Genomic DNA, 21,766 nt, shown 5'->3' on the forward strand with positions numbered 1-21,766 from the left:
TTTGGTTACTATAAATGCAAATTGTTTTCATTTACAAAGGCATGTTATGAAATTGGCGGATCTTAAGGTAGGACAGCAAGCTACCATCGTCTCTCTAGACAATATCGACTCAGTGGATCGCAAGAAACTTCTAGTACTAGGTGTACTCCCTAATTCAAAGGTAACACTGCAACGCGTCGCGCCACTTGGCGACCCGCTTCAAATTCAAGCAAGCACCGTTTCCCTTGCGATTCGTAAAACGACCGCTCAAAAAATCTTAGTCGAGGTTGCATAATGGCTTACTCAATCTTATCTGTTGGCAACCCAAACAGCGGTAAAACAACACTTTTCAATGCCTTAACGGGCTCTAAGCAGCGCGTTGGTAACTGGGCTGGTGTTACTGTTGAAAAAAAGACAGGACACTTTTCGACGTCGGACACTCAGTTTGATGTTACAGACTTGCCCGGCATCTACTCTTTAGATAGCGGTAATGATGTAAACAGCCTCGACGAAGCCATTGCCGCAAAAGCCGTATTAACCCTAGAGACCGATTTAATTGTCAATATTGTTGATGCGACAAGCTTAGAGCGCAGCCTATATATGACGCTTCAGCTGCGTGAGTTGGGTCGACCAATGGTAGTGGTGCTTAATAAAATCGATGTTCTGGAAGCACAAGGTCATGTATTAGACATCAAAAACTTGGCCGAGCAATTAGGCGTCCCAGTGTTCGCGCTGTCTGCGCACAAGTCGGATCAAGTAATCGAATTTAAGCAGCAGCTTGCACAACACGTTGTCAGTGCCAAACATACAGAAGTGCAGCCACTACATTTAGAATATCCAGTAGCGTTTGAAAATGCGATTACTCGCTTATCGCCGCTATTTGAAGGGCGCCAAGCCACGTCAAGATCGTTAGCGATTCGTGCATTGGAAGCTGACCAAATGGTGCTATCTGGTGTTGATGACTCAGTGAAGGCAGTGGTAGAGAAAGAACAAGTTGAGCTTAATCTTGATATCGACTTGTTGGTGGCTAACGTAAAGTTCACCCATATTAATCAGGTATGCAAGAAGGTCGCTCGCGAGCAAGGCCACTTATCTCGTTCGATGAGCGAGCGTATAGATTCAGTGATCCTGAACAAGTACGTCGGTGTCCCGTTCTTTTTTGCGGTGATGTATCTGATGTTCATGTTCTCTATTAACATCGGTAGTGCATTTATCGACTTCTTTGACATCGGTGTTGGCGCGATATTGGTTGATGGTACGCACCATGTGTTGGACGGTGTGTTGCCACAGTGGTTGGTCTCTTTGCTGGCCGATGGTGTGGGTGCAGGTGTGCAAACAGTGGCGACCTTTGTTCCAGTGATTGCAGCGCTATACCTCTTTTTGTCGATGCTTGAAAGCAGTGGTTATATGTCTCGTGCAGCGTTTGTACTTGATAAAGTTATGCAAAAAATCGGACTACCAGGTAAAGCGTTTGTCCCCTTAGTACTTGGCTTTGGTTGTAATGTTCCATCTATCATGGCAACCCGTACACTGGACCAGGAACGAGAGCGTAAGCTCGCAGCGTCCATGGCGCCGTTCATGTCATGTGGTGCTCGTCTTCCGGTTTACGCACTGTTTGCAGCAGCATTCTTCCCTGAAAGTGGTCAAAATCTGGTATTTGCCTTGTATCTTCTTGGTATTGTGGCAGCCGTGTTCACAGGGCTTGTGCTTAAACACACCATCTATCCTGGCAGCAGCGATAGCCTAATTATGGAAATGCCTGATTACGAACTTCCAACCGTTAAAAACATTGTGATTAAGACGTGGCAAAAGTTGAAGCGATTTGTACTTGGTGCAGGTAAAACCATTGTTGTTGTAGTGACCATTCTCAGTTTCCTAAACTCCATCGGTACCGATGGCAGCTTTGGCAACCAAGACAGTGAAAACTCGGTATTGTCGAAAGTGGCGCAAACTGTGACTCCCGTGTTTGAACCTATGGGAATCCAACAAGAGAACTGGGCAGCAACTGTGGGCATTATCACAGGTATTTTTGCCAAAGAAGCGGTTGTGGGCACATTAAACAGCTTGTACTCGCCAGAAGCAGGTGAAGAAGAAGCGGAGTTTGATCTTGGTGCGAGCCTTCAAGAAGCGGTAATGAGCATCCCTGAAAACTTGACCGGTATCAGCTTTAGTGACCCACTTGGTGTGAGCGTTGGTGACGTCGGTGATTTAGATACTGCGGCAGAAGAGCAGGGTGTTGATGCGTCAACCTTTGGTAATCTTAAAGCACTATTTGCGACCAACGCTGCGGCAATTTCATATCTAATTTTTATATTATTGTATACACCGTGTGTCGCTGCTATGGGAGCTTACTCTCGCGAATTTGGCCCAGCTTATGCTCGATTCATTGCAGTGTGGACATTTGCCTTGGCTTACTTTGGCGCAGTACTGTACAACCAAGTCGCGCTGCTTCCACAGCAGCCTATGGTGAGCATGGCCTGGATTGTAGCCATCGGTATCATTTGCGCCGTTGTTTATGGACTTCTTAAGCGACAAGCGGGTAAGCAGGAAGTTTTGGAGGTACAAGTCGGATGATCCTTGATCAGCTTAAAGCCTGTATCGAAGAGTCTGGTTGTGTAGAGCAAAAAACCTTAGCCAAACGATATTCGTTGAGTGAGGACGGCGTTGAAGTAATGCTTACTCCATGGATTAAGCGCGGTAAGGTTGTGCGAAAGCTCACTACAAATAAATTGGGCCAAACTGTTAAGGTCGAGTACTGCAAAGTTGACGACCAGCAGATCCCAATGCAGACGATTGTTTAATTAAGCGATGCAAGCAGTATCAAAAAGGCAGACTCCCTCTGGAGTCTGCCTTTTTATTCGCTGTCATTTTAGCAAAGTTATACCAATCGAAGTCATTAACTGATCAGGTAATGACTTTGTTGGTACTAAATGGCTCGAAACTGATTAGAGCGACTCAGCGCATGCGTTAGTTTGTCCACCATGTCACTTTGACTTTCGTCATCTCTTTGACGTCCTTGCGTGTTTCCCCAAATTGGCCCAGGCCAAGCTGTGTCGCTATTAAAGCGAGCAACCACATGAAAGTGAAATTGAGGAACAAGATTACCCAGCGCGCCAATATTGAGTTTATCGGGTTGGAAAATTGCTTCTAACGTTTGCGATACGGTTTGCACTTCTGTGAGCAACTGCTGCTGTTGGCGAACCGTCAGGTGATGCAGCTCTTTAATATGTTCGAGCTTAGGGACCAATACGATCCACGGGACAGCATCATCTTTTATGAGCAAAGCCAAACAGAGTGGAAATTCACCTAAGAGCGTCGTATCTTGCTGTAATTTGGGGTGGAGTGCGAAACTCATCGTTCATCCTCGTGCATGAAATAACGAAAAGAGTACCTTGTTGTGATTGAAAGCGCACCATAAGTATGCGCTTTCCACATTAAGAGTGATCTTCAGTTACGCAGTGGCTAATACCGGCTGCTTAGTGTGCTGCACCGGATCACGAGACAATAGCAAAGTCCCCCCAATCAATAATCCAGCGCCAGATAACTGGTACCCAGTTAGGGATATGTCGAGCAACCACCAGTTTAATCCCACCGCTGCGACAGGGAAAAACAGCTCAGCAAGGGTGCCGAATCGCGCAGGAATACGCTCTAGTCCTTTGTAATATAGAAACATACCAATCAACCCAGACAGCAAGACCATATACAGCAGATTTAACTCATCGCCGGCGTGTAATTGGAAGGATTCACCACTAATCAGCATCAAAAAAGTGAGGGTGATAAACGCAAGTCCAAATCGACCCGTCATGATCTGCACACTATTGTAACCAGATAACGTCAGTTTTCGTCCATACACCGTTGATGCTCCCCAAGCGCACACTGCTAATAGGGCACAACCATAGCCGAGCAAAATTGCGGTTATGGCAGGGTTGTAGTACCACATGCTGTCACTGTGCGAGAGGGCCACGATGTCTGGTGCAATCATTAACAGACTGCCACTTAAACTGAGTACAGCGCAAGCAATAAAGTGCTTGCTGATTTTCTCTTTAAGCAATATCACCGACAACGAAATAGCGACAATGGGTTGGAGCTTTTGAAGCAATATGACGATGGTTGGGTTCATTAAGCTAAACGCTTTAGTGAAGGCCAAGGTACCAATCACTGAGCCAAATAGACCGATTAGTAAAAACGCAAATGCAGTGCCTTTGATGTACCTAAAACGCCAGTTGGGCTTAGACATCGCCAATACGGCGATACAAGCAACTAGCACAAGGTGCTCAAAAAACACGATCTGAAGGGTAGAGTTGTTCTCTAATAGAGGGTAACGAAAAAGGGTGTCAGCCGCCCAAAGCGCTGCTGCAAACATGACTAATAATATTCCTGCCACGATAATCTCCAAAACAAAAGTAAGATAACGTAAACAGAGCATAAGAATGACAAACACCAACACTCATTTTTACCGAAGCAAAAATGAGAAATCACACCATGGGGACAAGCACGAATGCACCTTTAGCAAGCTAAAGATGCATTGCGCCAATTGGCATTTGTTACTTCTTTCATCCGGACTGTAACCGTCGGCTTTGGAGTTTAACCAAATCTGCTAGACCTTTTTGGCTCAAGGAGTGTAGGACCAAAAAGCGCTCGTGGGCTGAAGCGAAACGCTATCACCACCGGTGGGGAATTTCGCCCCGCCCTGAAGTAGATTTTATCTTAACAAATTTGAAACTTTTCTGGTAGGTCTGCTGCTCTTAATAGTGAGAAAAAATGAGTTTGTGGGATCAAAAAAGGAGCCCATATGAGCTCCTTTGTATACTAAGTTTGCGTGTTACATACGCTCTAGAGTGTTGATACCAAGCAGAGATAAACCTTGTTTTATGGTTTTCGCTGTTAGAGCAGCAAGTTTAAGGCGGCTCTGTTTGATCACATCGTCTTCACACTTCAAGATTGGACATGCTTCGTAGAAGCTTGAGAACTGACCAGCTAGCTCAAATAAGTAACTACACATTAGGTGAGGTTGGCCTTCACGGGCTACGGCTTGTACCGCTTCTTCAAACTGAAGCAGTTTGGCGATAAGCGCTTTCTCTTTGTCATCGCTTACCGTGATATTGCCCTCAAGCGAGTCCATGCTTACGCCAGCTTTTGCAAAGATAGACGCGACACGAGTGTAAGCGTACTGCATGTAAGGCGCAGTGTTACCTTCAAAGGCCAACATGTTATCCCAGTCAAACACATAGTCAGTGGTGCGGTGCTTGGACAAGTCTGCGTATTTCACCGCGGCCATTGCAACTGTATTGGCGATGGTGTTCTTTTCTGAGGCCTCTAGACCAGGGTTTTTTGACTCGATCAGTTTTGCTGCACGCTCTTCTGCTTCATCAAGAAGATCTGCAAGACGCACTGTCCCACCTGCACGAGTCTTAAATGGACGACCATCTTTGCCTAGCATCATGCCGAATGCATGGTGCTCAAGGCTCACTTCTTCTGGAATATACCCCGCTTTACGCACAATGGTCCAAGCTTGCATAAGGTGCTGATGCTGACGTGAATCAATGAAGTACAATACGCGATCAGCGCCAAGAGTTTCGTAGCGATATTTGGCACATGCGATATCGGTGGTAGTGTATAGGTAACCGCCATCACGCTTCTGGATGATCACGCCCATAGCTTCGCCATCTTTATTCTTGTATTCGTCTAGGAATACAACTTGAGCGCCATCGTCTTCTTTTGCAAGACCTTGAGCTTTAAGGTCTGCGACTACGCCAGGAAGCATGTCGTTATACATACTCTCACCCATTACATCTTCGCGGGTAAGCGATACGTTTAAACGATCGTAGTTGTGTTGGTTGGTTTCCATTGTCACATCAACCAATTTTTTCCACATTTCGTTGCAGTAGGCGTCACCACCTTGCAACTTAACTACATAGCCACGGGCTTTTTCAGCAAAAGCTGCGTCTTCGTCATACAGCTTTTTAGACTCACGGTAAAAGCCTTCGAGATCCGACAGCTTCATCGATACTTCACCGGTCTCTTGCTGAACACGCTCAAGATTGGCAATCAGCATGCCAAATTGCGTGCCCCAGTCACCGATGTGGTTAGCGCGAACGACCTTGTGACCTAGAAACTCTAATGTGCGAACAACCGCGTCACCAATAATGGTTGAGCGCAGGTGGCCAACGTGCATCTCTTTCGCCACGTTAGGGGCTGAATAATCGGCAACAATGGTTTTTGGGGCTTCTGCGGCAACACCTAAACGGCTATCGGCAAGGGCAAGGTCAGCTTGATGCGCTAAAAACTCAGGGCTAAGGAAGATATTAATAAACCCAGGACCTGCGATCTCGAGTTTGTTCGCAATACCGTCTAAATCAAGGTTATCCAATACTTTTTGTGCAAACTCTCGTGGGTTAGTGCCCAGTTTTTTGGCCACGCCCATGACGCCATTTGCTTGGTAATCACCAAACTGTGGCTTTGCAGATTGTCGCACAGCAGCAGGACTGCCCGCTGGGGCGCCAGCGGCTTCTAGTGCTTGAGAGACTTTGTCGTTAATCAGTGCTTGGATATTCACTCGCGTTTCCTTCAATCTAAGGATCACAGCAACCTCATCAGGATATGCTGTTTAAGTTCACAAAAATAGCGGTAATGATACCAATTTTCTTGCATGGCTTATAGAGAGGATTTAAGGAAATTACAGTCTAATTTGTGATTAAAAAGCCGTGATGTGAAAAAATGGGAAAAGCAGGCTTAAATTGTTAGCATGGCGACGATCGCACACGTAAGGAATGGTAACGCACATGGTGTCACAGTCGCTTTTACAGCAGCAACAATTATTGCCTCAACAAATGATGGAGCAGCTACCCTCATTTATGCGCAACATCGAGGTGTTGGCCTCTAATCTGAAACTGGATTTAAAGGGTTTGCAAGCCGACCACATAGCGATGCGCATTAATGACAAGGACGTTGCCGAGCAAGCTCACAGATTGTGGCTAGACAAGGGCCGTCAGATTTCCAGTGCACGCATCAACGGCCGTCCGATTATCGTGATCGAATTCGACCAACCACTGCCAACGTCGTATGGCTCGATAGAGTGTTTAGAACTGCCTTATCCAGCCAAAGGGAAGCTCTATCCGGCGCAAGGTTGGGAACATGTGGAGTTTGTTGTTCCCAGTGAGGCTCAAAGCGCCGAAGAGTTTTTTGACGAGCTAACGCACAGATTTCCTGACTTTGCCAAGCAATGCGATCGACTAGACGCGTTAGGCATATCGATGAAGTTATCCAGCCCCAAAGGGGAAGGCGAGCGTTTAGCAAACCCGACGGTGGCGTTTAAGCATAAAGGCGTCTGCATTAAACTGCACCCACATTCGCTTAAGTCCATTGTCCATTCGGAGCAAAGTGAGTAACTCCTTATAAAACAAAGCCCGTCAAACCGAAAAAGGCGCGACGGGCTGTGGTTTACAGGTTTTGATTACAAAATGACGGTCTTATTGCCGTACACAAATACGTGATCGTTTAGCACTTTATTCAGCGCTTTGCTCAATACGTTTTTCTCAACGTCACGACCCGCCTGTGCCATATCTTTCGCACTAAAATTGTGATCAACAGGAATAACGTCTTGCTTAATGATCGGACCCTCATCTAAGTCGTTGGTCACATAGTGCGCCGTGGCACCAATTATTTTCACACCACGATCATAGGCTTGCTGATAAGGTTTAGCGCCAATGAATGCGGGTAAAAAGCTGTGGTGAATGTTGACAATTTTATGGTGGTATTGCTCAACGAAATTAGGGGTCAGAACGCGCATGTATTTGGCCAACACCAGTAGATCGGGTGCGTAAGGAGCGATGGCTTCCATGACTTTTTGTTCGTGCTCTTCACGAGAAAGATCAACATGAGAGACATGGTGATAAGGGATATCAAACTTCTCGGTGAGGCTCTGCAAAGTATCGTAGTTTCCGACTACCGCAGCGATCTCAACATTTAGGCTACCATCGTAGGTCTTCATTAAAATATCGCCTAAACAGTGAGATTCTTTGGTCACTAGGATCACAATGCGTTTGCGCTCAGAACTGACCAGTCTGCGCTTCGTGCCTTCTGGCAGTGCTTGATCGAGGTCGGCCAAAAAGGTTTGATCGTTAAAATACCCCTCTAGCTCCGTACGCATAAAGAAGTGACCGCTAGCATTATCAACAAACTCATTGTTGTGAATAATATTAAGCTGGTGTTTGTAACAGATATTGGTGATTTTCGAGATTAACCCAGGCGCATCGCTGCAGTGGGTGAGTAAGGTTTTCTTTTCCATAAGTTGTGTGTGCTTTTCATTATCATACTGCCCCTAGTAATATTCGAAATAGCTCAAGGATTCAACTGCTATCTTAGGGAGAGTTACGATTGTCTTGCCCGCTGCGCTAAACACATGGTCAAAATTGTTCAGCGTGGTAATCTGTCGCGGTAGATTGGAAGGGAGAAAATATGGCCGCGGTGACCAAAGCATTTGCAGCAAATGGTGCATTAAGTAAAGCGATAACAGGGTTTCAAGCGAGGCAGCCACAAATTGATATGGCAGAAGCGGTGGAAAACGCGATCGCTAGCGATGCGCAATTGGTTGTTGAGGCTGGAACAGGCACAGGTAAAACGTTCGCCTACTTGGTTCCTGCGCTGCTGAGCGGTAAAAAAATCATATTAAGCACCGGTTCCAAAAACCTTCAAGAGCAGCTTTACCACCGCGATCTCCCATTAATCATTGGTGCGTTAAATTACTTTGGGCAAGTTACCTTGCTAAAGGGACGATCCAACTATTTGTGCTTAGAACGACTTAGCCAACAAATGGTCGAGAGCCATTCACCCGGTGGCGACAACCAACACTTTGCGCAACTGGTTAAAGTAAGAAGTTGGGCATCCTCTAGCAGCAGCGGAGATTTGGGTGAATGTGAATCTTTACCTGAAGACAGCCCAGCGATCCCACTTATCACCTCGACCAACGACAATTGTATGGGCAAAGATTGCCCTAGCTATCAAGATTGTTATGTTCTTAAAGCCCGTAAAAAAGCTCTAGAATCTGACTTAGTCATTGTTAATCATCATCTTTTTATGGCGGATTTGGCGATAAAAGAGACGGGTTTTGGCGAGCTTATCCCAGAGGCCGATGTGTTTATTTTTGATGAAGCACATCAACTGCCAGACATCGCAAGCCAGTATTTTGGTCAGTCTTTATCCAGCCGACAAATAGCCGATCTGGGAAAGGACATAGAAATTGGCTATCGGTCACAAGCCAAAGACATGAGACAGCTGCAAAAAGTAGCGCAAAGGATCACTCAAATGGCGCAAGATATGCGCATTTTACTGGGAGATATTGGTGACAAAGGCAATTGGCGTGAGGCGATTTCGCGACCTGAAGTCCAACGACAAATAGAACAAATGAATGAAGCGTTTGATTTTGCGCAGCAAGTGCTTAAATTGGCGCTTGGTCGTAGCGAGTTGTTAGATGCCGCTTGGGAGCGGCTCATGACGTTGCAATCTCGTCTCAAGCGGGTGTGCGATGTGTCTATTACTGGATATTCTTATTGGTACGAATGCTCGCCACGGCATTTTGCGCTGCATATAACACCGTTAACGGTGGCCGATAAGTTCAGCGAGCAGATGCGAGAGCGACAGGCCGCATGGGTATTTACCTCAGCGACGCTTGCCGTGGCGGATGACTTTTCGCATTTTAGTCAGAGGCTTGGACTCAAGCCGATAAAGCAGTTTAGCCTACCTAGCCCGTTTGATTACCCTAATCAAGTGTCGTTTTGCGTGCCTCGATATCTGCCAGAGGTCTCCGACCCTAGATACGCCAAGCATTTGGTTAAAACCCTAACGCCAGTTATCGAAGCGAACCAAGGGCGCTGCTTTTTCTTATGCACCTCCCACGCAATGATGCGAGAGTTAACCAAAGGGTTTCGAGAATCGCTCGATCTCCCGGTATTGATGCAAGGTGAAACCAACAAACAGGCGACACTCAATCAGTTTACTGAGCTTGGTAATGCCCTGCTGGTTGCCACTGGCGCATTCTGGGAAGGGATTGATGTTAGAGGTGACAGCTTAAGCTGTGTTATCATTGACAAATTACCGTTTACGTCTCCCGATGACCCGTTGTTAAAGGCGCGCATTGAAGATTGCCGCGTAAAAGGCGGAGAACCCTTTGTCGATGTTCAATTACCCGATGCGGTCATTGCGTTGAAGCAGGGAGTCGGACGTTTGATACGGGATAAAACCGATCACGGCGCACTGGTTATTTGTGATAACCGGTTAGTGACCAAAGATTATGCACCCATTTTTTTAGACAGTTTGCCACCATTTACTCGGCATCGCAGTTTAGAAAGAGTGATAGACTTTTTACAAGAACCACGAGATTAATTCAGTACCATGACCGTAAAGATTTTGGCCATCGACACCTCCACCGAAAACTGCTCTGTAGCTCTTTTGGATGGCGACGCACTTTATAGCCGCAGCGAGTTTGCTCCACGGGGCCACGCAGATAATGTTTTACCGATGGTTGAGGCTGTATTGGCTGAGGCAAAATTACGTTTAAGTGACTTAGATGCATTAGCATTTGGTCGTGGTCCAGGAAGTTTTACTGGCGTCAGAATTGGTATTGGAATGGCGCAAGGACTGGCATTTGGTGCTGAACTACCAATGATAGGTATTTCTACCTTAGAAGCTATGGCACAAGCCAGTTTTCGAGTGCACGGTGCAACCCATGTCGTCTGCGCCATTGATGCGCGCATGAGTGAAGTGTATTGGGGACGCTTTGTTCGTCAAAGCGATGGCCATTGGGCACCCATAGACCAAGAGTGCGTGATCCCTCCAGCGACACTTGCCGAACAGCTGTCTTCTGACTCATCGTCCTGGACGCAAGCGGGTACGGGTTGGGCGGCATACCAAGAGCCTCTATCACTGCTGCCGCTGTCTACTGTCGCTGGTGATGTTCTTTACCCAGAAGCAGAAGATATTGTGATACTCGCAAAACACGCTTATTCTAAAGGTGAGGTGACAGCGGCAGAGCTGTCTGAACCCACCTACTTACGTGACAATGTTGCGTGGAAAAAGCAGCCCAAAAAGCAGTAGATGCTATTGGGTTGGATTGGAGATAGGAGAGATAGATGAATCGAATTAACGGTTTGCCATCGCAGGTTACCCCATTACCTAAATCCGATCGTTCAAAAGCGCAATCAACCAACAAAACCGATACCAACTCAACTCATTCGGTGATGCCTTTGGCGTCCAAACCGATTCGTATGACCTCTGAAGAGCGGATAAACCAAACTCGAGTTCAGTACGATTTGCCGGAAGGCAGCTCACGTCAAGCGATGCAGGAGTATTTAAACGTGGCTAATCAAGCCAGACGTGAAGAGTTGGAACAGCTTGTTGGCGTCGATCTCTATATCTAACGCGACACTTATCGAACCATTAAATTAACCCTACCGAGGTGATGTATGTCTCGAACTCTTAGTGCAGCCTTACTTGGGCTGGTTGTTCTATTGTCTGGTTGCAGTTCCGTCCCTGAACAATTGACCATAGATGAAAACATTGAATTAAATAACTACCAACACTTGGTCGGGCAACAAGCTGCAGTTGGTGAGTGGTATCGGGTTGCAGGGGTTATCGCCAAAATAGATAACTTGGCAGAATCGACGCGCATAGAATTGGCTAATTTGCCATTGAAAGGGGACGCAAAGCCCAATATTAAAGCCGAACCAGAGGGGCGAATTGTTTTGTACATTCCAACCTTTCTAGAGCCGGTTACGTATTCTCCGGGTCGATTGCTCACTGTAAATGCAATCTACCGAGGTACGGAAGAAGCCCAAGTCGGAGACTACCAATTAGATGTACCCGTATTGGATGTACAAAACTTCTATCTTTGGACGCTCACAGAACGTGTAGTGGTCGATGATTACCCAAGCAGTTTTGATTGCCTTTATCGCTATTGCCGCCCTTATTCCAGCGGACCACGCAATGGACGAATCATTCAAGATGTAAAATAGTTGTGTTGGTTAACAATTTTCAAACAACTGTTTAAACCTTAGTTTTCAATTTTTTCTCGGTATGATGTAATGACCACAAATAATCACAATAAGGAAAGTAACGTGGACAAACCTTGGCTGTCTCGCTATCCAGAGGACGTTCCTGAAACAATCGATCCAGATGCCTACCCGTCATTGGTCGAAATGTTCGAAAATTCGGTAAGAAACTACGCCGATCAGCCAGCATTCATGAATATGGGTGCCCTAATGACTTACCGTAAGCTGGAAGAGCGCAGTCGTGCTTTTGCTGCTTATTTGCAAAATGAGCTCAAACTCAAAAAGGGCGATCGCGTGGCGATTATGATGCCCAACTTGCTTCAGTATCCTATTGCTCTATTTGGTGTGTTGAGAGCCGGTCTTATCGCGGTAAATGTTAACCCACTGTACACCCCACGTGAGCTCCAACATCAATTGAGTGATTCGGGTGCGGAGACCATTGTCATTGTATCTAACTTCGCCAGTACTCTAGAGCAAATCGTAGAGGATACTCCAGTTAAAAATGTGGTGCTAACCAGCTTGGGTCAGTTGCTACCCACAGCTAAAGGTACCGTAGTCGACTTTGTGGTGAAGTACGTTAAAGGCATGGTGCCTAAATACGATCTTCCTGGAGCTATTTCGTTTAAGAAAGCACTACAAAAAGGTCGTCGACTGCAATATGTGAAGCCGTTCATGTCTGGCGAAGACATCGCCTTTTTACAATACACAGGCGGCACCACAGGTGTGGCCAAAGGGGCGGTGCTTACCCATAGAAATATGGTGGCAAATGTGATGCAGGCCAAAGCCCATTACGCACCTGTATTGCGTCCGGGTAAAGAGTTAGTGGTAACGGCGCTGCCGCTGTATCACGTCTTTGCGTTAACGGTAAACTGCTTGCTGTTCATCGAAATGGGCGCTCGTAACCTGATGATCACCAATCCGCGTGACATACCAGGATTTGTTAAAGAGCTGTCTAAGTACCCATTTACTGCAATCACGGGTGTAAACACACTGTTTAATGGCTTGCTTAATAATGAAGATTTTCACGAGCTCAATTTTAGCAACCTAAACCTAACTGTTGGTGGTGGTATGGCGGTGCAACGTTCAGTAGCAGAGCGTTGGAAAAAGGCAACCGGGGTTCAGCTAATTGAAGGCTACGGCCTGACAGAATGTTCACCATTGGTTGCAGCGTGTCCTTATGACTTAGGCGAATACAACGGCTCAATTGGTGTTCCTGTGGCCTCCACGGATGTCCGGATTATTGACGACGAAGGCAACCCAATTGCCAATACTGAAATCGGCGAACTACAGGTACGCGGCCCTCAGGTTATGCAAGGCTATTGGAATCGCCAAGAAGCAAGCAAAGAAGTTATTAATGAGCAAGGTTGGTTGTCGACCGGCGATATTGTGAAGTTTGATGACGAAGGCTTTTTGCATATCGTTGACCGTAAGAAAGACATGATTCTGGTGTCTGGTTTTAACGTTTATCCTAACGAGATTGAAGATGTCGTCGCACTGCACGGCAAAGTGCTAGAAGTCGCGGCCATCGGAGTGCCAAATGACGCTAGCGGTGAACTGGTGAAGATTTGCGTTGTGAAACGCGATCCGTCGCTCACGAAAGAAGATCTAATCGACCATTGCCGTGAGCATTTGACCGGATATAAAGTGCCTAAGCTGATCGAGTTTTTCGAAGAATTACCGAAAACGAATGTAGGTAAAATCTTACGCCGCGAGATCAGAGAAGCAGAGCTTAAAAAGCTTAAGCAAGAAGCCTAAAGTGTTCCTCAAGCTCAAATAATGGTAAGGTGCGATTTAATGTCGCACCTTTTTTTTACGACTTTTCATCACCCTACAACGCTTTTTTAGAGGCTTAAGTGAACTACATTTATATCGACACCCAATCGCAACTCGACCAATACATAGAGTCTGCGCTTAGCGCGAGCGTTGTCGCAATCGACACCGAGTTTGTGAGAACACGTACCTATTATGCGCAACTGGGTTTAGTCCAGATATTTGATGGAAAGCAATTGGCACTGGTCGACACCGTTGCAATTCACGACAGTTCGTCACTAGCGACATTGTTGGCCGCTCCGAACGTATTGAAAGTGCTGCACGCATGCAGTGAAGACATCGAAGTCTTTCAAAATGATTATGGGGTGATGCCGACCCCAATGATAGACACGCAACACATGGCCGCTTTTCTAGGAGAAGGGATCTCCATGGGGTTTGCCGCTGCGGTATCTAAGTATTTAGGCGTCGAATTAGACAAATCAGAATCTAGAGCCGATTGGACAGCCCGCCCGTTATCGCAAAAGCAGCTCAATTATGCGGCGGCAGATGTGCATTATCTACTGCCTCTGTATCATAAATTAGTTGATGCATTATCCGCGACACCTTGGACGGAAGCTGCAAAGCAAGAGGCGCTGCTGCTGGCCAAAAAGCGCTCTGCGACGCGAAGTGACGATGTTGCTTACCTCGATATTAAAGGAGCTTGGCAGTTAAACCCAAGCCAACTTATGACGTTGAAACTATTGGCTAAGTGGCGTAAGCAGACAGGATTAAAGCGTAATTTAGCGCTCAATTTTGTGTTTAAAGAGGCGGATTTACTCACTGTCGCTATGCATCAGTTAACCAGTTTTGCGGCAATGGAAAAGCAGGATATCGATCAGCGCAGTTTGCAACGTTATGCCAAGGTGATTGGTCAGCTTGTTTCGGAATCTCTGCAGATCCCAGAAGCTCAACACCCTGAGAGGGTTGAGCGATTAATGGATAAGCCCGGTTACAAAGCATTGTTTAAGCAGCTAAAAGATGCCGTAAAAGATGCGGCAAACAAAAGCCAGCTTCCTCCAGAAATGATTGCATCTAAAAAGCAGATCAATCAGTTGATAAATTGGCACTGGAAGCACAATAAAGATGTCAATAAAACACCTGACGTTATGCAATATTGGCGAAAGTCACTAATTGGCGACACGCTCGATAAAATGATGAGCAACGCTTAGCGCTAGCTCTACTGTTTGTTACATATTGATGACATATGTAACTGGTTCACTTTTAAGCACTTTTAAAATTAACTTGTGAAGCTGCGGTAAAATCGGACAAATAGTCTTGTTATTTTGCCGTAACTTACTCATTATCGAGTTAAAGTTAATAAAAAGTGACTTTTTCTGTAAAGGTTTCCCGTGATTTGTTCTATCTATAAAAGCGCCAAAAAAGAAGGCGCCTATCTGTATATTCCACACAAAGATAAATTTGACCAGGTGCCAGAAGCATTGATGCAAATGTTTGGAAAGCCTTACTTTGTGATGGTGATAAAGCTAGAGGGACGTCGTCTAGCGCAAGTGGATATTGAGAAAGTGACACAGTCACTCCAAACCGATGGATACTTCCTGCAATTACCACCTCCTACGGTGGATTTGCTGAAGGAGCACAAAGCACGTAAGGCCGAGGGAAAGTCCTGATCACAAGGATTTGCAATGTCAGTCAAAACGATAAAGCGACTCAGTTGGCTACTGAGCGCGTTGCTGTGTTCTAGCGCGAGCTGGGCAAGTGATAATAGTGTTGAATACCCAGAATTTAACCAATATGTCAGTGAGCTAAAAAAGGAAGCGATAGCGAAGGGATACTCGCAAGAGTTTGTTGACCAAGCTTTTAGCGATGTTACGTTTCGACCAAGAGCGGTCCAAGCGGACAAAAACCAACCTGAAAAAAAACTGACACTCGAAGAATACTTACCCAGAGCGGTACCCAATTGGAAGGTCAAACAAGCGAACGAGCTGTTTCAAGAGCACTATGTTGAGCTCAATCGTATTGGCAAGCAATACGACGTACAACCCCGTTTTATTGTCGCATTGTGGGGCGTAGAAAGTAATTTTGGTCGCTTGCAGGGCAGTTACAACGTTATTGATGCGTTAACCACGATGTCTTATGAAGGACGTCGAGAAGCGTTCTTTAAGCAGCAACTGTTTGCTGCGCTCGATATCGTCGACCAAGGTCATATTAGTTTCGATAAGATGAAAGGCTCTTGGGCGGGCGCTATGGGCCAACCGCAGTTTATGCCGACCTCTTTTCTCACTTACGCCGTTGATGGAAACAACGATGGCAAGATAGATATATGGTCAACACCAGAAGATGTCTTTGCTTCAGCGGCAAATTACTTAAGTAACGAAGGGTGGGATGGCAAATACACCTGGGGGCGCCAAGTGAAAGCACCTGCTGGCCTTGATCCCGAGTTACTGGGCCGTCAAAAAGACAAGGCTAAAACTCTGACTCAGTGGTCTGAACTTGGTGTAACCAATCTGCGAGGCGGCGCACTGCCTAAACTTAACACCGATATCGACGCTTGGTTGATTGCTCCAGACTCACTCGATGGTCGTACTTATTTGGTGTATCAAAACTATCAAACCCTGATGCATTGGAACCGGTCATACTACTTTGGGCTCGCAGTCTCGCATTTAGCCGATAAGATCAAATAGTTGACTGATCATTAGATCTAAAAAGGACCGATCATTCGGTCCTTTTTTTCGTTTGATTGAAAGGCGTTTTACTTACCAAATTGCTCGCAAGCCATCATGGTATTTTCAATCAGCGTTGCTACTGTCATCGGACCCACGCCGCCAGGTACAGGCGTAATGTAGGCGGCATTTTGCTTGGCAACTTCATAGTCAACGTCACCCACTAACTTGCCATTATCCATACGGTTGATGCCAACATCGATAACCACAGCGCCCGATTTGATCCAGTTTCCAGGAATGAAATTTGGTTTGCCAACGGCGACGACGACAATATCGGCCTGACGTACGTGGCTTTCCAAATCTTTGGTAAATCGATGACAGGTGGTCGTTGTACAACCTGCTAGCAAGAGCTCAAGAGTCATCGGTCGACCAACGATGTTCGACGCACCCACAATCACAGCGTGAGCGCCATGGGTAGGGATGTTGTAGCGATCCAGCAGCGTGATGATCCCTTTGGGCGTGCACGAGCGAAGTTTTGGAATGCGTTGTGCAAGACGGCCTACGTTATAAGGGTGAAATCCATCCACATCTTTTTCTGGCACAATGTGTTCAAGAACCACGGTGGCGTCAATACCCGCAGGCAGTGGTAGCTGCACCAAAATACCGTCAATCTCGTCATCAGCATTTAACGCATCGATGATTTCGAGTAACTGCTGCTGAGAGGTGGTTGCTGGTAAATCATACGACTTAGACAAAAAGCCCACTTCTTCGCAGGCGCGGCGTTTGCTGCCTACATACACTTCTGATGCAGGATCTTCTCCCACTAATACAACGGCAAGACCTGGGGCGCGCAGTCCGGCCTCAGTACGCGCTTTCACACGAGCTGCGACTTCTGAGCGAACGGTCTGAGAAATTAATTTACCATCAATGTTTTGAGCAGACATGGTTTTCCTTAACTAGTGGCTTTCGAAAAAACGAGCGCATTATCACAGAATTAGCAGCACAATACCACAGCGCAAACGTTTGCATTGTTTGAATTATTAGCAATAAATTCTAGCATGGCTCTTTTTTGGTCATTCAAGCCAATTCTACAAATAAAGCCATTGATTTACCTCTTTTAACTCGTATAATCCATTTTATCGCGCGCCCTTAGCTCAGCTGGATAGAGCACCTCCCTTCTAAGGAGGTGGTCGAAGGTTCGAATCCTTCAGGGCGTGCCATTCATTCTAAAAAGCCCCGATAGCTCAATGAGTTGTCGGGGCTTTGTCGTTTTGGTGACGCCTCGGTGACGCCGCCAGCAGCATTTTCTCGTTTGACTTAGTTCGTTGTAGAACTATTTGTGTGAGTTTATTGGTAGTTCTAGCTTATCGCTGTTGAAGAACAATAGATTTTAACAGGCAAGAATGACCAGTTAATTGCTTTGGTTGGTATTATACGCTGATCGTTTATGACTCATTGAGTTCAGACTGTGATGGAACGCTAGAACGTTTTTATCTAGAACAGGTTCGTGCGGATACCGTTAACTCGTCCATGCCCAGAAATGAGTTAATAATGTTGGGCTTACTGTGGTTTATCAATGAAAATTGCTGCTTCAAATATGTTAGTCAGCGGCGTTAAATTTAGCATTACACCCGATATATTTGCGTCGATCCAATCTTGCTGTGAGATTTGTGGCCATTGAATGTTGTAACCAAGGATAAAGAGCAGTTCTTCAAAGAAAAACCTAAGTGTACGCCCATTTCCCTCTCTAAATGGATGAAGCAGGTTTAATTCACAAAACAAGTCAGCTAACGCAGTTATTAAATCGGCTTGGGGCTGATTAGCCAGTTGTGGAATTGAGTTAAATAGTTTATTTGCTTCAGGCTCAATTCTAGAAATATTGCAGAAGCGAGTGTTGCCCTTGGATATGTCTACTTCACGAACTTGTCCCGCCCAATCAAATAGGTCTTGAAATAAGTGATGGTGTAAGGACTTAAAGTGATGAAAATCTAACTGATTAAGATCGGTAACATTGCTGGAATATTCTAGGTATCTTTGGGCGGTGAAAGCAGTCTCGGCTTCCGCTAGAAGATCTGAGTCATGAATATTCAGCTTGTTGATAAGAATATCTGTATTTGGATAGCAGTACTTGTCATGCCCTGCACCGTATTTATCTCGCATACTTTCGTTTTAAATCTGCGATGGTTTGAGTTTTTGCTTTCGATTTGAGGCTAAGTCCCTCGTAGCTCAAACTTGTTCGAAAATTTTCAAGGCTAGGAGTGAACTTGCTTTTTCGCTGTTTTGAATTGGAAACGGGTGACATCTCAGCTTTCCTTCTCTTAATGATAGTTAAATTGTATATCACAACTGTAAGGCTGTCATTTACTCATAAATGTCAATGACTACGATGAACGCGGCAACCTTACGTTTGCAAGTTATCAACATCAGGGGCAGCGGGTTGAAGACCAATGGCGCTATGATGGTGCCGGTCGCTTGCAACGTATTCACAACGCGACTTTGGAAGAGAGCTATGACTACGATGGTGCAGGTAACCTGACCACCGTTACTAACCATACATTAGGGCAGTCTTTTAGTTATGCTTATGATGCTCGTAACTTAAGAACTGGCGCCCAAATGACCGGCAGCGACCGTGTTGAATACCAACGAGATGAGGCAGGTCAAATTGAATACGTGCATCGCATTCGTAATAACAAGTTGGTGGAGAGCTTTACTCTAACTTATAACGATGATGGTCAACTAGACAGCATACTCTACCCAAACCGCAGTCGCCGTAATATTGGTTATGATGAACTTGGACGCGTTGCCAGCATCACCATTGAAGCGCAAGAACTTAAAGGCAAGAAGTGGCGTAATTGGGGGCTTGTCGAGCAGTTTGACTATCGTTATGACGAGTCAGGCAACCTCACCCACCAAAATCGTTATGGCGCAAAAACCCGTGACCAATGGGCCAGTTTTGAGTACGACGCACTTAATCGATTGATTGGCGCTAACTACCCTAAAAACGACGACATTGAGTACGAGTGGGACGCCGTCGGCAACCTAAAAGAGAAGTCTACGAAGAGTCATCGCTATGGCTACGAGTACAACCGTGCTAATCAACTCACCGCGTTTGATGGGCATCGGTTGCCTGGCTTTGGCTGTGATTATGACGGAGCTTGCAGCAGTGACAGCGATGATGCAGATAGCCAGTTATTCGACTATCAATACGACGACAACGGGTATCTGTTAGCCATAGACAGTAACCAAGGTACACAGCGCTATGACCACGACCCACTGGGCCGCATGACGCAGGTGGCTAACCCGAACGGCACCTTCGTTAACTACGGCTACGACAGCCGTTCGCGGCGCATCACCACCGAACGTAATCGCCTAACGGACGATGGACTCGAAGCACCACAGACGCTTGTCAGCCAATACGACGGCCGCCAAGAGCAAGCGCAGTTTGAAGCAGGCAAAGCGTTTAGAAGCCTTACCTTATTGCCAGAGCAAAATGGGTATGGGCGGGTGCTCCATCAAGCGCTGTATGACACTCAATCGAGCTATCTAAAAGCCAGTGGTACCAAGGGCGCGGACATTAGCCACCTATACATGCATCATGACCGCCAAGGCTCAACGGTTCTTGCACTAGACAGTGGTAACACCCAAGCCATGCGCTTAGGCTACAGCCCATTTGGTGAGGTGTTTAGAAAACACAACGACCAAACGTTCTGGAAAGCCAACAGCACAGTGAACGCCAACCATCAGTTAGGTCAACTGGTACCATATCAATATACGGGCAAGTACACAGAAGGCAGCACCGGATTCGTGCAAATGGATGCGCGTTGGTACAATCCGCATACGCACCGATTTGTGCAGCCGGATTATTGGAACCTTAGAAACACGCATTTGCCGGTGGAGATTCAGCATGAGTTGATGCGTTTTACTGGGCTGAATACGTCTCAGTTGTTATCCGACCCAAGCTAGCAGATGAGTTATGGGTATGTGCGTGGGAATCCGTTGAAGTTTGTTGACCCTTGGGGTTTGTGTTTGCCGGAGTTCTATTTAGTTGAACCTGTCAAATCAATAGTTTCTGCTGGTTCATCACTAGAATTTTATTTGAATGGCGCTGTAGCGCAAGAAGGATTATTCAGGGAGTTCAATAACCCTTACGATGGGTTAAGTTCACCTACATTTAAAACAGGATTCATTTTAGGAGCAAAGGTTACGGTTAAAACACCAGGTGCACATTTAGACTTGACTACTCCGAGCATCAAAATTGCAAGTGTGTTGACAAAAGATGAAACAGAGCAGGGAATCGACATAGAGTTATCTTTCGGGTCTGTAGGTTTCTCTGTACTTAATAGTGGCATTGAAGCCAATGGAGAAAAAACAACTTATCACTACCACCCTTCAAATCCAGATGAAAATAGGGTTGAAGTAGAGGATAGTAGTAGCGCATTCTCAATTGGGAACTTCAAATCTGAAAATAATGAATGGTCGATTGCAGTTGGTGGGTTGTTGTTTGCTGAAGTATCTGAATAGGGAAGGGTTTTGATTAAATTTCTTAGAGTTTCCGTTTGGGGGCTAATTGTGGTTTTCTTTATCGCTAACGCAATATATTACCTGTCTCCTGGTTTGGGAGAAAATGAAGTCGTTTCTATGCTTTTGTTAGTGGCTATGGTTGTCTTTGTTGTAATGCTGATAATATTGCCGGTACTAATTGCTGTTAAAGATAAGGGCTTGAAAAGTCGGAGTTTAATTATTCTGATGAGTGTTTTTATTCCAGTTTTAGGCGGTTATATTTCATATTTCTTATTAAAAAAGCAATAGCGAAATAAAGGGCTTGTAAACGTATACGGGGTCAAGCCTTGCCTTTTTTCATGCAACTAGGTTTTTTTTCATTTGGAACTGACTTGAACCCGTTTATCACCACGCCAATCAACTAACCGGATTCGACGGCCACCGCCTGCCAGGTTTCGGTTGTGACTACGACGGCGCTTGCAGCAGCGACAGTGACGGTACCGACAGCCATAGTTTGAGTACCGCTATGACGACAACGGCTATGTACTGTCTGCTAACAGCAGTCAGGGCACTCAACACTACAGTCATGACGCCCTTGGCCGCATGACGCACGTGTATTGCCCTAACGGTACCTTTGTGAGCTATGGCTACGACAGCCGCTCACGCCGCATCACTACCGAACGTAATCGCCTAACGGACGATGGACTCGAAGCACCACAGACGCTTGTCAGTCAATACGACGGCCGCCAAGAGCAAGCGCAGTTTGAAGCCGGCAAAGCGTTCAGAAACCTGACCTTGCTGCCTGAATAAAAC

23 protein-coding genes, 1 tRNA gene and 1 riboswitch are annotated in these 21,766 nt (G+C 46.0%); of the genes, 17 read left to right on the forward strand and 7 right to left on the reverse strand.

The features are described from left to right. The first annotated feature begins 46 nt into the window (after positions 1-46). Genes JQC93_RS08980 through JQC93_RS08990 form a run of 3 tightly spaced genes read left to right on the forward strand, consistent with a single transcriptional unit; the run spans position 47 to position 2,780 of the window. Complete coding sequence (locus tag JQC93_RS08980) at positions 47-274, forward strand: FeoA family protein (RefSeq protein WP_205158122.1); 228 nt, start codon at positions 47-49, stop codon at positions 272-274. After that, positions 274-2,553 (forward strand): Fe(2+) transporter permease subunit FeoB, encoded by a 2,280-nt coding sequence (gene feoB / locus JQC93_RS08985; protein WP_205158123.1) that lies wholly within the window; start codon positions 274-276, stop codon positions 2,551-2,553. Before JQC93_RS08980 ends, feoB begins: the two co-directional genes overlap by 1 nt. Continuing rightward, positions 2,550-2,780 (forward strand): FeoC-like transcriptional regulator, encoded by a 231-nt coding sequence (locus JQC93_RS08990; protein ID WP_205158124.1) that lies wholly within the window; start codon positions 2,550-2,552, stop codon positions 2,778-2,780. Before feoB ends, JQC93_RS08990 begins: the two co-directional genes overlap by 4 nt. A 125-nt stretch (positions 2,781-2,905) precedes the next feature. Here the strand turns inward: JQC93_RS08990 and JQC93_RS08995 are convergent, their stop codons facing one another. From JQC93_RS08995 to argS, 3 genes are all read right to left on the reverse strand, one after another. Continuing rightward, positions 2,906-3,334 carry an HIT domain-containing protein gene (locus tag JQC93_RS08995; protein ID WP_205158125.1) on the reverse strand — a complete coding sequence of 143 codons (429 nt, stop codon included), beginning with the start codon at positions 3,332-3,334 and terminating at the stop codon, positions 2,906-2,908. A gap of 96 nt (positions 3,335-3,430) precedes the next feature. After that, entirely contained in the window at positions 3,431-4,363 is a 933-nt protein-coding gene (locus JQC93_RS09000; RefSeq protein ID WP_205158126.1) for a DMT family transporter, read from the reverse strand. Positions 4,364-4,520: 157 nt separating this feature from the next. Then, positions 4,521-4,681: riboswitch (FMN riboswitch) on the reverse strand. A gap of 120 nt (positions 4,682-4,801) precedes the next feature. Beyond that, positions 4,802-6,535: an arginine--tRNA ligase gene (gene argS, locus JQC93_RS09005; RefSeq protein ID WP_205158127.1), complete on the reverse strand. Its 1,734-nt coding sequence runs from the start codon at positions 6,533-6,535 to the stop codon at positions 4,802-4,804. Between the two features lie 226 nt (positions 6,536-6,761). Between argS and JQC93_RS09010 the strand changes: the two genes are divergently transcribed. Continuing rightward, complete coding sequence (locus JQC93_RS09010) at positions 6,762-7,367, forward strand: VOC family protein (RefSeq protein WP_205158128.1); 606 nt, start codon at positions 6,762-6,764, stop codon at positions 7,365-7,367. 65 nt (positions 7,368-7,432) lie between these two features. Here JQC93_RS09010 and purU read toward each other — a convergent pair whose 3' ends face one another. Then, on the reverse strand, positions 7,433-8,266 hold the full coding sequence (gene purU / locus JQC93_RS09015; RefSeq protein ID WP_205158129.1) for a formyltetrahydrofolate deformylase: 834 nt from the start codon (positions 8,264-8,266) through the stop codon (positions 7,433-7,435). A gap of 170 nt (positions 8,267-8,436) precedes the next feature. Between purU and JQC93_RS09020 the strand changes: the two genes are divergently transcribed. The 8 genes from JQC93_RS09020 to JQC93_RS09055 all read left to right on the forward strand — a co-directional run bounded on the left by JQC93_RS09020 (position 8,437) and on the right by JQC93_RS09055 (position 16,474). After that, positions 8,437-10,359, forward strand: a complete 1,923-nt coding sequence (locus tag JQC93_RS09020) for an ATP-dependent DNA helicase (RefSeq protein ID WP_205158130.1) — start codon at positions 8,437-8,439, stop codon at positions 10,357-10,359. 9 nt (positions 10,360-10,368) lie between these two features. Next, complete coding sequence (gene tsaB / locus JQC93_RS09025) at positions 10,369-11,070, forward strand: tRNA (adenosine(37)-N6)-threonylcarbamoyltransferase complex dimerization subunit type 1 TsaB (RefSeq protein WP_205158131.1); 702 nt, start codon at positions 10,369-10,371, stop codon at positions 11,068-11,070. A 35-nt stretch (positions 11,071-11,105) separates the two neighbouring features. Further along, on the forward strand, positions 11,106-11,393 hold the full coding sequence (locus tag JQC93_RS09030; protein ID WP_205158132.1) for a chromosome partitioning protein ParA: 288 nt from the start codon (positions 11,106-11,108) through the stop codon (positions 11,391-11,393). A 45-nt stretch (positions 11,394-11,438) separates the two neighbouring features. Beyond that, a complete protein-coding gene (locus JQC93_RS09035) occupies positions 11,439-11,987 on the forward strand; it encodes a Slp family lipoprotein (protein WP_205158133.1) in 549 nt (182 codons plus the stop codon). Positions 11,988-12,089: 102 nt separating this feature from the next. Further along, a complete protein-coding gene (gene fadD / locus JQC93_RS09040; protein ID WP_205158134.1) occupies positions 12,090-13,778 on the forward strand; it encodes a long-chain-fatty-acid--CoA ligase FadD in 1,689 nt (562 codons plus the stop codon). Positions 13,779-13,876: 98 nt separating this feature from the next. Further along, positions 13,877-15,001, forward strand: coding sequence for a ribonuclease D (gene rnd / locus JQC93_RS09045; protein WP_205158135.1), 1,125 nt, complete (start codon positions 13,877-13,879; stop codon positions 14,999-15,001). A 180-nt stretch (positions 15,002-15,181) separates the two neighbouring features. Further along, entirely contained in the window at positions 15,182-15,460 is a 279-nt protein-coding gene (locus tag JQC93_RS09050; RefSeq protein WP_084886173.1) for a YcgL domain-containing protein, read from the forward strand. Positions 15,461-15,475: 15 nt separating this feature from the next. Next, positions 15,476-16,474, forward strand: coding sequence for a lytic murein transglycosylase (locus JQC93_RS09055; RefSeq protein ID WP_205158136.1), 999 nt, complete (start codon positions 15,476-15,478; stop codon positions 16,472-16,474). Between the two features lie 68 nt (positions 16,475-16,542). Here the strand turns inward: JQC93_RS09055 and folD are convergent, their stop codons facing one another. Beyond that, positions 16,543-17,397, reverse strand: a complete 855-nt coding sequence (gene folD, locus JQC93_RS09060; RefSeq protein WP_205158137.1) for a bifunctional methylenetetrahydrofolate dehydrogenase/methenyltetrahydrofolate cyclohydrolase FolD — start codon at positions 17,395-17,397, stop codon at positions 16,543-16,545. Between the two features lie 199 nt (positions 17,398-17,596). Between folD and JQC93_RS09065 the strand changes: the two genes are divergently transcribed. Continuing rightward, positions 17,597-17,673, forward strand: a tRNA-Arg gene (locus JQC93_RS09065). Positions 17,674-18,013: 340 nt separating this feature from the next. Here the strand turns inward: JQC93_RS09065 and JQC93_RS09070 are convergent. Then, positions 18,014-18,613 (reverse strand): Fic/DOC family protein, encoded by a 600-nt coding sequence (locus tag JQC93_RS09070; protein ID WP_205158138.1) that lies wholly within the window; start codon positions 18,611-18,613, stop codon positions 18,014-18,016. Positions 18,614-18,925: 312 nt separating this feature from the next. On the opposite strand from JQC93_RS09070, the gene JQC93_RS20460 reads away from it, so the two are divergent. From JQC93_RS20460 to JQC93_RS09085, 3 genes are read left to right on the forward strand one after another with little or no spacing between them, the layout of a single operon-like run. Beyond that, entirely contained in the window at positions 18,926-20,416 is a 1,491-nt protein-coding gene (locus tag JQC93_RS20460) for an RHS repeat domain-containing protein (RefSeq protein ID WP_205158139.1), read from the forward strand. Positions 20,417-20,449: 33 nt separating this feature from the next. Continuing rightward, positions 20,450-20,974, forward strand: a complete 525-nt coding sequence (locus JQC93_RS09080; RefSeq protein ID WP_205158140.1) for a hypothetical protein — start codon at positions 20,450-20,452, stop codon at positions 20,972-20,974. A gap of 9 nt (positions 20,975-20,983) precedes the next feature. Further along, positions 20,984-21,262, forward strand: a complete 279-nt coding sequence (locus tag JQC93_RS09085; RefSeq protein WP_205158141.1) for a hypothetical protein — start codon at positions 20,984-20,986, stop codon at positions 21,260-21,262. A gap of 156 nt (positions 21,263-21,418) precedes the next feature. On the opposite strand, the gene JQC93_RS20390 is transcribed toward JQC93_RS09085, so the two are convergent. Further along, on the reverse strand, positions 21,419-21,541 hold the full coding sequence (locus JQC93_RS20390) for a hypothetical protein (RefSeq protein ID WP_268980161.1): 123 nt from the start codon (positions 21,539-21,541) through the stop codon (positions 21,419-21,421). A gap of 15 nt (positions 21,542-21,556) precedes the next feature. Between JQC93_RS20390 and JQC93_RS20275 the strand changes: the two genes are divergently transcribed. Beyond that, positions 21,557-21,763: a hypothetical protein gene (locus JQC93_RS20275; protein WP_408068594.1), complete on the forward strand. Its 207-nt coding sequence runs from the start codon at positions 21,557-21,559 to the stop codon at positions 21,761-21,763. The last annotated feature ends 3 nt before the right edge of the window (positions 21,764-21,766 follow it).

The organism is Vibrio ulleungensis, from assembly GCF_016900875.1.
GTDB classification, from domain to species: Bacteria; Pseudomonadota; Gammaproteobacteria; order Enterobacterales; family Vibrionaceae; genus Vibrio; species Vibrio ulleungensis.

Bases quoted from the DNA above. Each gene is read 5' to 3' on its own strand.
- folD (WP_205158137.1), bottom strand. From the start codon at position 17,397: ATGTCTGCTCAAAACATTGATGGTAAATTAATTTCTCAGACCGTTCGC.
- JQC93_RS09070 (WP_205158138.1), bottom strand. From the start codon at position 18,613: ATGCGAGATAAATACGGTGCAGGGCATGACAAGTACTGCTATCCAAAT.
- JQC93_RS20275 (WP_408068594.1), top strand. From the start codon at position 21,557: ATGACGCACGTGTATTGCCCTAACGGTACCTTTGTGAGCTATGGCTAC.
- JQC93_RS09035 (WP_205158133.1), top strand. From the start codon at position 11,439: ATGTCTCGAACTCTTAGTGCAGCCTTACTTGGGCTGGTTGTTCTATTG.
- purU (WP_205158129.1), bottom strand. From the start codon at position 8,266: ATGGAAAAGAAAACCTTACTCACCCACTGCAGCGATGCGCCTGGGTTA.
- feoB (WP_205158123.1), top strand. From the start codon at position 274: ATGGCTTACTCAATCTTATCTGTTGGCAACCCAAACAGCGGTAAAACA.
- tsaB (WP_205158131.1), top strand. From the start codon at position 10,369: ATGACCGTAAAGATTTTGGCCATCGACACCTCCACCGAAAACTGCTCT.
- JQC93_RS08990 (WP_205158124.1), top strand. From the start codon at position 2,550: ATGATCCTTGATCAGCTTAAAGCCTGTATCGAAGAGTCTGGTTGTGTA.
- JQC93_RS09030 (WP_205158132.1), top strand. From the start codon at position 11,106: ATGAATCGAATTAACGGTTTGCCATCGCAGGTTACCCCATTACCTAAA.
- JQC93_RS20390 (WP_268980161.1), bottom strand. From the start codon at position 21,541: ATGACTGTAGTGTTGAGTGCCCTGACTGCTGTTAGCAGACAGTACATA.
- JQC93_RS09020 (WP_205158130.1), top strand. From the start codon at position 8,437: ATGGCCGCGGTGACCAAAGCATTTGCAGCAAATGGTGCATTAAGTAAA.
- JQC93_RS09055 (WP_205158136.1), top strand. From the start codon at position 15,476: ATGTCAGTCAAAACGATAAAGCGACTCAGTTGGCTACTGAGCGCGTTG.
- JQC93_RS08980 (WP_205158122.1), top strand. From the start codon at position 47: ATGAAATTGGCGGATCTTAAGGTAGGACAGCAAGCTACCATCGTCTCT.
- JQC93_RS08995 (WP_205158125.1), bottom strand. From the start codon at position 3,334: ATGAGTTTCGCACTCCACCCCAAATTACAGCAAGATACGACGCTCTTA.
- JQC93_RS09010 (WP_205158128.1), top strand. From the start codon at position 6,762: ATGGTGTCACAGTCGCTTTTACAGCAGCAACAATTATTGCCTCAACAA.